General features: G+C 62.7%; 11 protein-coding genes. 1 reads left to right on the forward strand and 10 read right to left on the reverse strand.

Going from position 1 to position 13356, the window contains the following annotated elements:
• Nucleotides 1-118 precede the first annotated feature (118 nt).
• The 8 genes from nuoF to OCX61_RS08735 form a co-directional block, all read right to left on the reverse strand.
• A complete protein-coding gene (nuoF, locus tag OCX61_RS08700) occupies nt 119-1495 on the reverse strand; it encodes an NADH-quinone oxidoreductase subunit NuoF (RefSeq protein ID WP_261943420.1) in 1377 nt (458 codons plus the stop codon).
• Nucleotides 1492-1989, reverse strand: a complete 498-nt coding sequence (nuoE, locus tag OCX61_RS08705) for an NADH-quinone oxidoreductase subunit NuoE (protein ID WP_003251433.1) — start codon at nt 1987-1989, stop codon at nt 1492-1494. The genes nuoF and nuoE overlap by 4 nt, the downstream gene beginning before the upstream one ends.
• 2 nt (nt 1990-1991) lie before the next feature.
• Entirely contained in the window at nt 1992-3773 is a 1782-nt protein-coding gene (nuoC, locus tag OCX61_RS08710) for an NADH-quinone oxidoreductase subunit C/D (RefSeq protein ID WP_261943421.1), read from the reverse strand.
• 79 nt (nt 3774-3852) lie between these two features.
• Entirely contained in the window at nt 3853-4530 is a 678-nt protein-coding gene (locus tag OCX61_RS08715) for a NuoB/complex I 20 kDa subunit family protein (protein ID WP_027920598.1), read from the reverse strand.
• A gap of 10 nt (nt 4531-4540) precedes the next feature.
• On the reverse strand, nt 4541-4954 hold the full coding sequence (locus OCX61_RS08720) for an NADH-quinone oxidoreductase subunit A (protein ID WP_011534614.1): 414 nt from the start codon (nt 4952-4954) through the stop codon (nt 4541-4543).
• Nucleotides 4955-5335: 381 nt separating this feature from the next.
• Complete coding sequence (locus tag OCX61_RS08725) at nt 5336-5998, reverse strand: lysoplasmalogenase (protein ID WP_261943422.1); 663 nt, start codon at nt 5996-5998, stop codon at nt 5336-5338.
• A gap of 224 nt (nt 5999-6222) precedes the next feature.
• Entirely contained in the window at nt 6223-7548 is a 1326-nt protein-coding gene (aceA, locus tag OCX61_RS08730) for an isocitrate lyase (protein WP_138221560.1), read from the reverse strand.
• A gap of 490 nt (nt 7549-8038) precedes the next feature.
• Nucleotides 8039-8773 carry a secretin N-terminal domain-containing protein gene (locus OCX61_RS08735; RefSeq protein ID WP_261943423.1) on the reverse strand — a complete coding sequence of 245 codons (735 nt, stop codon included), beginning with the start codon at nt 8771-8773 and terminating at the stop codon, nt 8039-8041.
• Nucleotides 8774-8970: 197 nt separating this feature from the next.
• On the opposite strand from OCX61_RS08735, the gene OCX61_RS08740 reads away from it, so the two are divergent.
• On the forward strand, nt 8971-10413 hold the full coding sequence (locus OCX61_RS08740) for a SulP family inorganic anion transporter (protein ID WP_261943424.1): 1443 nt from the start codon (nt 8971-8973) through the stop codon (nt 10411-10413).
• Nucleotides 10414-10525: 112 nt separating this feature from the next.
• Here the strand turns inward: OCX61_RS08740 and fusA are convergent, their stop codons facing one another.
• On the reverse strand, nt 10526-12637 hold the full coding sequence (gene fusA / locus OCX61_RS08745; RefSeq protein ID WP_261943425.1) for an elongation factor G: 2112 nt from the start codon (nt 12635-12637) through the stop codon (nt 10526-10528).
• Nucleotides 12638-12710: 73 nt separating this feature from the next.
• On the reverse strand, nt 12711-13136 hold the full coding sequence (locus OCX61_RS08750) for a hypothetical protein (RefSeq protein ID WP_261943426.1): 426 nt from the start codon (nt 13134-13136) through the stop codon (nt 12711-12713).
• Between the last annotated feature and the right edge of the window lie 220 nt (nt 13137-13356).

Below are 13356 nucleotides of genomic sequence, written 5' to 3' on the forward strand. Positions count from 1 at the left end.
CGTTGGCCCGCGTGAGCGGGCGTGGCTAATGGAAATCTGTATGCCTGCGGCCCGCCACGAGTCGTTCGGGCCGGCCTGCAGGCTGGCGGGTGGCACGGACCACCCGCGTTTCATCTTGTTATGCGCCGACCACAATCGGCCCGCTCCGGTTGACGGAAAGGTTCGGGCGCAGGGTGTCACCCGCGTTAGCGGGTGCAACACCGGCCTCGAACTCCGAGCGGAAGTATTTGATGGCACTGCCCAATGGCTCGACGGCACCCGGTGCGTGAGCACAGAAGGTACGGCCTGGGCCGAGGAAGTTGACCAGCCCCAGCAGTGTCTCGATGTCTTCGGCGCGGCCCTGGCCTTTTTCCAGTGCGCGCAGCATCTTCACGCTCCACGGCAGGCCGTCACGGCAGGGGGTGCACCAGCCGCACGACTCGCGGGCGAAGAACTCTTCCATGTTGCGCAGCAGCGAGACCATGTTGATGCTGTCGTCGACCGCCATGGCCAAGCCGGTACCCATACGGGTGCCGACCTTGGCGATGCCACCGGCGTACATCTGCGCATCGAGGTGCTCGGGCAGCAGGAAGCCGGTACCGGCGCCGCCTGGCTGCCAGCACTTGAGCTTGAAGCCGTCGCGCATGCCACCGGCGTAGTCTTCGAACAGCTCGCGGGCGGTGACGCCGAACGGCAGCTCCCACAGGCCAGGGTTCTTTACCTTGCCGGAGAAGCCCATCAGCTTGGTGCCGTGGTCTTCGCTGCCTTCACGGGCCAGCGACTTGTACCAGTCGTTGCCGTTGGCGACGATGGCGGGCACGTTGCACAGGGTTTCGACGTTGTTCACGCAGGTCGGCTTGCCCCACACGCCAACGGCGGCAGGGAAGGGCGGCTTGGAACGCGGGTTGGCGCGGCGGCCTTCCAGCGAGTTGATCAGTGCGGTTTCTTCGCCGCAGATGTAGCGGCCGGCACCGGTGTGCACGAACAGCTCGAAGTCGAAACCGCTGCCCAGGATGTTCTTGCCCAGGAGGCCGGCGGCCTTGGCTTCATCGATGGCGCGGTTGAGGTTCTTCGCTGCGGTGGTGTATTCGCCACGCAGGAAGATGTAACCACGGTAGGCCTTCAGGGCGCGGGCACTGATCAGCATGCCCTCGACCAGCAGATGGGGCTGTTGCTCCATCAACATGCGGTCCTTCCAGGTGTTCGGCTCCATTTCGTCCGCGTTGCACAGCAGGTAGCGGATGTTCATGGATTCGTCTTTGGGCATCAGGCCCCACTTCACGCCAGTGGGGAAGCCTGCACCGCCACGGCCCTTGAGGCCGGAGTCCTTGACGCTTTGCACGATATCGTCGGCGGACATCTGCGCCAGTGCCTTGCGGGCAGCGGCGTAGCCGTTCTTCGACTCGTACTCGGCCAGCCAGACCGGCTCGCCGTCATCACGCAGGCGCCAGGTCAGCGGGTGGGTTTCGGCCGAACGCGCGATGCGGTTGGCCGGGCCGAAGGAAGTAATGGTCATACGTAACCCTCCAGCAGTTTGGAAACGCCAGCCGGCTGCACGTCACCGAAGGTGTCGTCGTCGATCATCAGCGCCGGTGCCTTGTCGCAGTTGCCCAGGCAGCACACCGGCAGCAGGGTGAAGCGGCCGTCGGCGGTGGTCTGGCCAAGGCCGATGCCCAGCTCGCTCTGGATCTGACTGACCACCGATTCGTGGCCGCCGATGTAGCAGACCATGCTGTCGCACACGCGGATGATGTGGCGGCCAACAGGCTGACGGAAGATCTGGCTGTAGAAGGTGGCCACACCCTCGACGTCGCTGGCCGGGATGCCCAGGACTTCGCCGATGGCGTGGATGGCGCCGTCCGGCACCCAGCCACGTTCCTTCTGGACGATCTTCAGGGCTTCGATGGACGCCGCGCGCGGGTCCTCGTAGTGATGCATTTCGTGCTCGATGGCCGAGCGCTCGGTTTCGCTCAGGGCGAAACGGTCTGTCTGGATAAGCGTGCTGTTCATGCTTAGCGGTCCACGTCAGCCATAACGAAGTCGATACTGCCCAGGTACGCAATGAGGTCGGCGACCATGCTGCCTTTGATCACCGAAGGGATCTGCTGCAGGTGCGGGTAGCTCGGGGTACGGATCCGGGTGCGGTAGCTCATAGTGCCGCCATCGCTCGTCAGGTAGTAACTGTTGATGCCCTTGGTCGCCTCGATCATCTGGAACGACTCGTTGGCCGGCATGACCGGGCCCCACGAGACTTGCAGGAAGTGCGTGATCAGGGTCTCGATGTGCTGCAGGGTGCGCTCTTTCGGCGGCGGCGTGGTCAGCGGATGGTCCGCCTTGTACGGGCCTTCCGGCATGTTGCGCAGGCACTGGTCGATGATGCGGATACTCTGGCGCATCTCCTCGACACGGACCATGCAGCGATCGTAGGCATCGCCGTTGTGGGCCAGCGGTACTTCGAACTCGAAGTTCTCGTAGCCGGAGTAAGGGCGGGCTTTGCGCAGGTCGAAGTCGCAACCGGTGGCACGCAGGCCGGCGCCGGTGGTACCCCAGGCCAGGGCTTCCTTGGTGTTGTACGCGGCAACGCCGATGGTACGGCCCTTGAGGATGCTGTTCTGCAGGGCAGCCTTGGTGTACTCGTCGAGGCGCTTGGGCAGCCATTCGACGAAGTCCTTGACCAGCTTGTCCCAGCCGCGCGGCAGGTCGTGGGCGACGCCGCCGATGCGGTACCAGGCCGGGTGCAGGCGGAAACCGGTGATCGCTTCGATCACAGTGTAGGCGCGCTGGCGGTCGGTGAAGGTGAAGAACACCGGGGTCATGGCGCCGACGTCCTGGATGTAGGTACCCAGGAACAGCAGGTGACTGGTGATGCGGAAGAACTCGGCCAGCATGATGCGAATCACGTCGACCTTTTGTGGTACCTGGATGCCGGCCAGTTTCTCGACCGCGAGCACGTACGGCAGGTTGTTCATCACCCCGCCGAGGTAGTCGATACGGTCGGTGTAGGGGATGAAGCTGTGCCAGGACTGGCGCTCGGCCATTTTTTCGGCACCACGGTGGTGGTAGCCGATGTCCGGTACGCAGTCGACGATCTCTTCACCGTCCAGCTGCAGGACGATGCGGAAGGCACCGTGGGCCGAAGGGTGGTTCGGGCCGAGGTTGAGGAACATGTAGTCCTCGTTGGCGCCCTGACGCTTCATGCCCCAGGCTTCCGGGTTGAAGCGCGCCGATTCCTCTTCAAGCTGCTGCTTGGCCAGGGTCAGGCTGTAGGGGTCGAACTCGGTGGCACGGGCCGGGTAGTCCTTGCGCAGCGGGTGACCTTCCCAGGTCGGCGGCATCATGATGCGGCTCAGGTGCGGGTGGCCGGCAAAGTCGATGCCGAACATGTCCCAGACTTCGCGCTCGTACCAGTTGGCGTTGGGCCAGATGCCGGTGACGGTCGGCAGGTTCAGGTCGCCTTCGCTGAGCGACACCTTGATCATCACGTCGCTGTTACGTTCGATCGACAGCAAGTGGTAGAACACGCTGAAGTCGGCGGCTGGCAGGCCGCGGCGCTGGGTGCGCAGGCGCTCGTCGACGCCGTGCAGGTCGTACAGCATGCTGTACGGCTTGGCGACGCCGCGCAGGAAGCTAAGCACTTCCTTGAGCTGGGCGCGCTTGACCCACAGCACGGGCATGCCGGTGCGGGTTTCCTGGGCGACGAATGCGTCGGCGCCAAAACGGTTGTGCAGTTCGACGACCACATCCTGGTCGTCAGCCTTGTAGGGCGGAATGAAAATAGCGTTGTCCGCTGTCATGGTCTCGGTCGCTTTGGGTCAGCGTTAAGAATGAAGCCAGGCCGCCGGCTCGTTCGGGAGCGGGCGGCAGGTCGCTGGATCAGACTTCGTCGGGGCTGCGCAGGTTGGTTACCGCAATGCGCTGTTCGCGACGCAGGTCTTTCTGGGCGGGCATCTCGGCACGGTAGATGCCTTGATCACCAACTACCCAGGAAAGCGGGCGTCGTTCTTGGCCGATCGACTCCTGCAGCAGCATCAAGCCTTGCAGGAAAGCCTCAGGGCGCGGCGGGCAGCCAGGCACGTAGACGTCCACGGGGAGGAACTTGTCGACCCCCTGAACGACCGAGTAGATGTCGTACATGCCACCGGAGTTGGCGCACGAACCCATGGAGATGACCCACTTCGGTTCGAGCATCTGCTCGTACAGGCGCTGGATGATCGGCGCCATTTTGACGAAGCAGGTACCGGCGATGACCATGAAGTCGGCCTGACGCGGCGAGGCCCGGATGACTTCGGCGCCGAAGCGGGCGATGTCGTGGGGCGCCGTGAAGGCCGTGGTCATTTCCACGTAGCAGCAGGACAGGCCGAAGTTGTACGGCCAGAGGGAGTTCTTGCGACCCCAATTGACCGCGCCACGCATCACATCTTCAAGCTTGCCCATGAAGATGTTCTTGTGGACCTGGTCCTCGAGCAGCTGGTCGGTGACGGTTTCCCGATCACCTACCGGGTACTGCTCGTTGGGCGCATCCGGATCGATTCTGGTGAGATTGTATTGCATTGCCAAAGCCTCATTGTTTCAGCTTCGCTTGCCGCTTGCGGCGACCTTCGGGAGCCCAATCAAGTGCCCCGACGCGCCATAGGTAGACAAGACCAGCCAACAGAATTGCTATGAAAACGAGTGCTTCGACGAATCCGGTCCAGCCGCTTTCGCGGACGGACACAGACCATGCATACAGGAAGAGGGCTTCGATATCGAAGATCACGAACAGCATCGCGACCAGATAGAATTTGGCGGACAGGCGCAGGCGGGCGCTGCCGACGGGCAGCATGCCGGATTCGAAGGGTTCGTTCTTGGCGCGGCCCCATGCCTTGCTACCGAGCAGGCTGGAGAGACCGAGCATGAAGGCACACAGGCCGACGACACCCAGAAGGAAGATGGCAAAGCCCCAGTTGTGGGCGATGAGTCCTGCCGAATCGGACATGCTAGAGATCCTTATACAGAGACCCAGCTCTGCAGTCTGAAATAAGTAGAGCGGCGACGTGGTGTCGCAGGTGCAGTGACCAAATGTCGCAGCTGAATCAATCGCGCTGATTTTATGGGTAAACCCGGTGCAAGTAAAATTTCCGTTGCAAATTTATTCGTAGGATTTAGAACAAAACCCGCTGCTAACTGGCTGAAAGCCTTGAGATTCGGGCATTGCATGCGCTTTTGTTAATTATGTTTCTTGCGGCTGGTAACGAATTACAAGTCCAGTAATGATAATTGATATCATTTGGCCTGATACCTTCTAATTCGGCTGTTCTGCACCTTGTAAAGTTCATCTGCAGTTTTCCCCCGCTTGCAAATGCGAAATAATCGTGTTCTAGCAGCTTCCGACACCGCGCGCACCGCTCTGGGTCAATACTTTGTCGGTTGAGCCCTGGCGCGCCGATGAAGCGATCGCCCACTGGCCGAGCCAGTAAGCGAGGATGATCAGGTAGGGCGCGGCAGCGAACGGGCTGACAAAGCGGTCGATGCCGATCAGGCTGTCGGAGAACACGAACAGGCAGGCGCCCAATGCAGCGGCACCGCCGCAGGCCAGCGAGCGCCAAAGCATGGCGCTGATGGCCAGAGCGTAGACCGCGACCGGGGCCAGCAGTGGGCCGAGGCCATGGCTGGCGAGCACGCCGAACAGGGTGATGCCGGTGATGGCGCTCAACAGCAGTGCGGGCAGGGCGGGGCGCAGGGTCTTCCCGCAATAGGCGCGCAGGTAGGCCAGGTGCGCGCAGAGGAAGGCGGCCAGGCCGAATACGAACAGGTCGGCAGGGATGGCCAGGAGGAGGTCGCCGAGTACCGAGAAGGCTAGGCCGATGCTGATCCAGCGGCGATAGGGGGTGGCGGGAGCGGTGTATAGCCAGGCTATCAATGCCATGACGGGCATCGGCTTGGCCAGCAGGCCGAGCAAGGGGTTGTCGCTGGCCAGTGCATATATATAGAGGGCAGCGGCGGCCAGGGCGAGCATCATCAGGTGGCTTGGACGGGGCATGGGCGGTCCTTGCTGCTGGGCTGCCACAAGCATAGCCCTGATTCTGGTTTCTGCTTCGGCCTGTACCGGCCCTTTCGCGGGCAAGCCCGCTCCCACAGGTACTGTGCACAGTTCGAGGGCTGCAGTAATCCTGTGGGAGCGGGCTTGCCCGCGAAAGGGCCGGTACAGGAAAAAGAAAGGCCCGGGGCTTTCGCAAGCCCCGGGCCTCAGTCAGCAACCCACTATCAGTGGAACTGCTCTTCCTCGGTCGAACCGGTCAGCGCGGTTACCGACGAAGCGCCACCCTGGATCACGGTAGTCATGTCATCGAAGTAGCCGGTGCCGACTTCCTGCTGGTGCGCCACGAAGGTGTAGCCCTTGCTGGCGTCGGCGAATTCCTGCTCCTGCAGCTTCACGTAGGCGGTCATGTCGTTGCGGGCGTAGTCGTGCGCCAGGTTGAACATGCCGTGCCACATGTTGTGGATACCGGCCAGGGTGATGAACTGGTGCTTGTAGCCCATGGCCGACAGCTCGCGCTGGAACTTGGCGATGGTCGCGTCGTCCAGGTTCTTCTTCCAGTTGAAGGAAGGCGAGCAGTTGTACGACAGGATCTGGTCCGGGTACTCCTTCTTGATCGCTTCGGCGAAGCGGCGGGCTTCGTCCAGGTCCGGCTTGGCGGTCTCGCACCAGATCAGGTCGGCGTACGGGGCGTAGGCCAGGCCACGGGCGATGGCCTGGTCGAGGCCGGCGCGCACCTTGTAGAAGCCTTCACGGGTACGCTCGCCGATCACGAACGGCTGGTCGTACGGGTCGCAGTCGCTGGTCAGCAAGTCGGCGGCGTTGGCATCGGTACGGGCCAGGATGATCGTCGGCACGCCGGCAACGTCCGCAGCCAGGCGGGCTGCCACCAGTTTCTGCACGGCCTCCTGAGTAGGTACCAGTACCTTGCCACCCATGTGGCCGCATTTTTTCACCGAAGCCAGCTGGTCTTCGAAGTGCACGCCGGCAGCGCCCGCTTCGATCATGTTCTTCATCAGTTCGTAGGCGTTCAGTACGCCGCCGAAACCGGCTTCGGCGTCGGCCACGATCGGTGCGAAGTAATCGATGTAGCCGTCATCGCCTGGGTTCTTGCCGGCTTTCCACTGGATCTGATCGGCGCGGCGGAACGCGTTGTTGATGCGCTTGACCACGGTCGGTACCGAGTCGACCGGGTACAGCGACTGGTCTGGGTACATGGACTCGGCCGAGTTGTTGTCAGCGGCCACCTGCCAGCCCGACAGGTAGATGGCCTGGATGCCGGCTTTTACCTGCTGCACCGCCTGGCCGCCGGTCAGGGCGCCCATGCAGTTGACGAAATCTTTTTCTGGGCGGAAGGACGGGTGGGCACCCTGGGTGACCAGCTTCCACAGTTTTTCTGCGCCTTGGCGAGCAAAAGTGTGCTCAGGCTGCAGGGAGCCACGCAGGCGAACGACATCGGCGGCGGTGTAGGTACGGGTCACGCCTTTCCAGCGCGGGTTCTCGGCCCAGTCTTTCTCGAGGGCTGCAATTTGCTGTTCGCGTGTCAGTGCCATGGAAATAAACCTCGTCGCATCGATCTTGGGTTAATTGTGCTGATGCTCGGGGCTGATCAGGGACCTGGCGGCTGTCCTGTCCGGGGGAGTGCGGCGGCGAACGCGAAGGCTCGAAGGGGAAGGGTGTGCAGCCCAGGCGCACGTGTGCTCCGGCAGGTCGGCTCGTGGTTGCCTTGCTGCGGTGCTACGCGATTGCCAGTACTGCGGTGATGCGCTTCCGTCCCTCGGGACAACTTCTTCGTTGCAGTCGCAATCCCGTCGAACCGCCTTGTGAGCCGTATAGACACGAGGTGCCTCCAGGGGTGGGAGGAGTACGCCTCGAAGGCCCTTGCCAGGGCCCCTGATTAGCGGGAGCGAGGCCATCATGCCCTTGGGAAAAAGACCCTGTCAAATGTTTTGTAGTGCTTTTTTCTACTTACTACATCTTTGGTCTAATGCGACTTGCTGGTCAGTTTCAAGGCCTTTGGTCGAGGCCTTGATTTGCCTGGGATCAGTCCAGAAGGTCGACTTTGACACGCAAAGTCATGTTTTCACCCCGTTGCGTGCTGTAAGTACGGCTTGACGGGTTGCGATCGGCTTGGCTCTGCTGGTTGTGTCCGGCCAGGGTGATCCATTCGCCGAGCCTTCCGCTGATGGTCGTGTCGGTACTTTGCACTTTCACTACATCGGCACGTTCCTGGCTCATTCGGTCATTATTGGTGCTGATTTGCAGACGAACCGTATCTCCGCTCAGGCTTGGCGTGACATAGAAACCCTGGGTCACGTTGCGGTATTCGGTATTGCTCTGGATGCGCCCGTAGCCGTCGGTGCTGGTGCTGGTGATCGGAATGCTCTGGCCGACCTGGATCAATGCCGGTTGGCCCTCGCTGGCCTGGATCTGCTGCAGGCCGCCGTCGCGGTTGCTGGTGCCGTAGCGGATGACCTGGCCGTTGCCACGGTTGTCCTGGTAGTTGCTGTCGGTGTTATCGACGCTGATCAACAGGCGCTTGGGTGCGGTGTCCAGCTGTTGCAGCAGGGTGCGCAGGTCGTCGATGCGTTCGGGGCTGGCGTTGACGATCAGCTTGTTCTCGAAGGCGCTGACGGTGCCGTCGCGGCCGATGAAGGCCTGGGCGGCGGGCAGCAGTTCGGCGCTGCTGCGATGCTGCAGGGGCACCACCTCGGTGGCGGCCTGGGCGGTGAGGCTGGCGGCCAGCAGCAGCGAGGCGAAAAGGGGGCGTAGCGGCATGCTCATGTTCTCCGCAAGTGGAATCAACATGATGGCAAATTTGTCAGGAGTTTGCCGGGCATGGATCACAGCTGCTTGTCTGCAGGTTTGCCACAGGCTGATGAAACGCCTTGCGGTGGCCGCTGCCAGACAAATTCCGTAACATCGCGCCCCTTGATTTTTCGTACCGTCCGCCTGGACAGCACCACAGGATGCCCATGAAACCCGCCCGACTACGCGCCGACCTGCTCGCCGGCCTGACCACTTCGTTTGCCTTGGTGCCCGAATGCATCGCCTTTGCCCTGGTGGCCCATCTCAACCCATTGATGGGCCTGTATGGCGCCTTCATCATCTGCACCCTCACGGCGTTGTTCGGCGGCCGCCCGGGGATGATTTCCGGCGCCGCAGGTTCGATGGCGGTGGTGATCGTCGCCCTGGTGGTGCAACACGGTGTGCAATACCTGCTGGCCACGGTGCTGCTGGGCGGGGTGGTGATGATCCTGTTCGGCCTGTTGCGACTGGGCAAGCTGGTGCGCCTGGTGCCGTACCCGGTGATGCTCGGCTTCGTCAACGGCCTGGCGATCGTCATCGCCATGGCTCAGCTCGAACACTTCAAGGACGGTGAGCACTGGCTAGCCGGCGCGCCGCTGTACCTGATGATCGGCCTGGTGGCACTGACCATGCTGGTGGTCTACGTGCTGCCGAAGTTGACCCGCGCGGTGCCACCGGCGCTGGTGGCGATTCTCGGGGTTGGCATGCTGGTGTACCTGCTCGACCTGCCGACACGCACCCTCGGCGACATGGCGCACATCGCTGGCGGCCTGCCGCAGCTGGCCTTGCCGCAGGTGCCGTGGAACCTGGAAACCCTGAAGATCGTCGCCCCCTACGCGGTGCTGATGGCCATGGTCGGCTTGCTGGAAACCCTGCTGACGCTCAACCTGACCGATGAAATCACCGAGAGCCGCGGCTACCCGGACCGCGAATGCGTGGCCCTGGGGGCGGCCAACATGCTCTCTGGCCTGTGCGGTGGCATGGGCGGCTGCGCGATGATCGGCCAGACCGTGATCAACCTCAGCTCCAATGGCCGTGGTCGGCTGTCGGGGGTGGTGGCCGGGGTGATGATCCTGCTGTTCGTGCTGTTCCTGTCGCCGCTGATCGAGCGCATCCCGCTGGCGGCGCTGGTCGGGGTTATGTTCGTGGTGGCCCAGCAGACCTTTGCCTGGGCCTCGCTGCGCGTGCTGCACAAGGTGCCGGTGAGCGATGTGCTGGCGATCATCGCAGTCACGGTGGTGACGGTGTTCACCGACCTGGCCATGGCGGTGTTGTTCGGTATCGTCATCGCGGCGGTGAACTTTGCCTGGCAGCATGCCCGCGAGCTGTATGCCGACAGCCACGAGGACGGGGAAGGGGGCAAGCACTACCAGGTGCATGGCACACTGTTCTTTGCCTCGACCGCGCCATTTCTCAACCAGTTCGACCCGGCCAATGACCCGGACAAGGTCACCCTTGATTGCCAGCATTTGAGCTTTGTCGATTATTCGGCGATTGCCGCGCTGAAGACCTTGCGTGAGCGCTATGCCAAGGCGGGCAAGCATTTGCGTGTGGTGCACCTTTCCGAGCGCTGCAAGAAGCTGCTGAAGCGGGCTGGCGAGCAGCACTGAGCATCGTTGTGGCCTGCACTGGCCTCTTCGCGGGCAAGCCCGCTCCCATAGGGGTTACGCGATCCCTGTGGGAGCGGGCTTGCCCGCGAAGAGGCCGGTGCAGGTGAAAGGCTTACTCCCCGCGGTTCTTTTTAACGATGGCATCGGCAATGCTCGCCGGTGCCTCGGCATACCGAGTGAACTCCATCGAAAAGCTCGCCCGCCCCTGGGTCATCGAGCGCATCGAGGTGGCATAGCCGAACATCTCGCCCAACGGCACCTCGGCGCGGATCACCTTGCCGGCCGGCGTCTCGTCGCCATCCTGGATCATGCCCCGGCGCCGGCTCAAGTCGCCGAGAATATCGCCCTGATACTCTTCCGGTGTCACTACCTCGACCTTCATCACCGGCTCCAGCAACACCGCGCCGCCCTTTTGCGACAGCTGCTTGGTGGCCATGGAGGCGGCAATCTTGTAGGCCATCTCGTTGGAGTCGACGTCGTGGTAGGAGCCGTCGAATACTGCCGCTTTCAGGTTGATCAGCGGATAACCTGCCAGCACGCCGTTCTTCATCTGCTCCTCGATGCCTTTCTGGATCGCCGGGATGTACTCGCGCGGCACCACGCCACCGACGATCTCGTTGATGAACTCCAGGCCTTCCTTGCCCTCATCGCCGGGCGCGAAGCGGATCCAGCAGTGGCCATACTGGCCGCGCCCGCCGGACTGGCGAACGAAGCGGCCTTCGATCTCGCAGGTGTTGCGGATCTTCTCGCGGTAGGCCACCTGCGGCTTGCCGATATTGGCGTCGACGTTGAACTCGCGTTTCATGCGGTCGACGATGATGTCCAGGTGCAGTTCGCCCATGCCGGAGATGATGGTCTGGCCGGTTTCTTCGTCAGTGCGCACGCGGAACGACGGGTCTTCCTGGGCCAGCTTGCCCAGGGCGATGCCCATCTTTTCCTGGTCGCCCTTGGTCTTGGGCTCCACCGCCACCGAGATCACCGGGTCGGGGAAGTCCATGCGTTCGAGGATGATCGGCTTGTCGATGTCGCACAGGGTATCGCCGGTGGTGACATCCTTCATGCCGATCAGCGCGGCGATGTCACCGGCGCATACGTCCTTGATCTCGGCGCGCTGGTTGGCGTGCATCTGCACCATGCGGCCGATACGTTCCTTCTTGCCTTTCACCGAATTGAGCACGGCGTTGCCTGAGCTGAGCACGCCGGAATACACCCGGGCGAAGGTCAGGGTGCCGACGAAGGGGTCGGTGGCGATCTTGAAGGCCAGGGCGGAGAACGGCTCTTTGTCGTCGGCGTGACGTTCCAGGTGTTTTTCTTCGTCGTCCGGGTCGGTGCCCTTGATCGCCGGGATCTCCGAGGGGGCGGGCAGGTAGTCGATGACCGCGTCGAGCATCAGCGGCACGCCCTTGTTCTTGAACGACGAGCCGAGGATGGTCGGGACGATTTCATTGGCGATGGTGCGCTGGCGCAGGGCGGCCTTGATTTCATCGACGCTCAGTTCCTCGCCTTCGAGAAACTTCATGGTCAGCTCATCATTGGCTTCGGCGGCGGCCTCGATCATGTGCGCGCGCCATTCGTCGGCCAACGCCTGCAGTTCGGCGGGAATGTCTTCTTCGCGGTAGCTGGTGCCCTGGTCGTTGTCGTTCCAGTAGATCGCCTTCATCTTCACCAGGTCGATCTGGCCGATGAAGTTCTCCTCGCTGCCGATGGCCAGCTGGATCGGCACCGGGTGGTGGCCCAGGCGCTGGTCGATCTGCTTGACCACCCGCAGGAAGTCAGCCCCCTGGCGGTCCATCTTGTTGATGTAGGCCAGGCGCGGCACGTGGTACTTGTTGGCCTGGCGCCAGACCGTTTCGGATTGCGGCTCGACGCCGTCGGCGCCGCTGAACACCACCACCGCGCCATCGAGCACGCGCAGCGAGCGCTCCACCTCGATGGTGAAGTCGACGTGGCCTGGGGTGTCGATGATGTTGAAGCGGTACTTGTCGGCGAACTGCTTGGTCGAGCCTTGCCAGAAGGCCGTGGTCGCCGCCGAGGTGATGGTGATGCCGCGCTCCTGCTCCTGGGCCATCCAGTCCATGGTCGCGGCGCCATCGTGCACCTCGCCCATCTTGTGGTTGACCCCGGTGTAGAACAGGATGCGCTCGGTGGTGGTGGTCTTGCCAGCATCCACGTGGGCGACGATGCCGATATTGCGGTACAGCTCGATGGGCGTTGTACGGGCCATGACGGACTACCTGCGGCGATGCGGATTCTCCCACGGTAGCAGAGCGGGGGAATCCTGCCTGACCGCCGGGCCGTCAGTCAGCCTGGGCTTGCAGCATCCATTGGCCGTCGATTTCGCGGGCCAGGCCGCTGGCCGGCAGCAGGGCCAGCAGGCGCTCGTGCAGGGCCGTTTCGGTGAAGGTCTTGAGGGTGGCGAGGTCCAGCGCACCGATCAGGCTGAGGTCGGCCTTGGTGTACGACAGCCAGGCCTTTTTCAGCACCTGGGCGACGTCGCTGCCGGCGGTGCTGGCGAAGCGGCGGTGCCACGGGCGGCCTTCGAAGGTGAAATTGTGGGCGTGGCTGTAGCTGCTTTCATCGCTGCCTTCGGCGCAGCGGTAACAGCTGCACGGGCCTTCGCCGAAGGCGTTGCGCAGGTAGCTGTTGAAGTCCACGACGGGCTTGAGGGTCAGGCGTTTGTCGACCTCGAACAGGTCGGCGATCAGGGGTTCTTCGGCGCTCACTCAGGTGTCCTCGTGTGGTGTGGCGTGCATCGGCGGGCACCCTAACAGATCAGGCCTTTCAGATCACCTGTTGCAGGTCTGACCCTTTCGCGGATGAATCGTGGCGCCGAACCGCCGCTCCCACAGATACTGTGCACATCGTGAGCAATGAGAAATTCCTGTGGGAGCGGGCTTGCCCGCGAAGAGTCCGCTAGAGACAACAGCGATCACCTGCCGTACT

It is taken from the genome of Pseudomonas sp. LRP2-20, assembly GCF_024349685.1.
Classification (GTDB): Bacteria; Pseudomonadota; Gammaproteobacteria; order Pseudomonadales; family Pseudomonadaceae; genus Aquipseudomonas.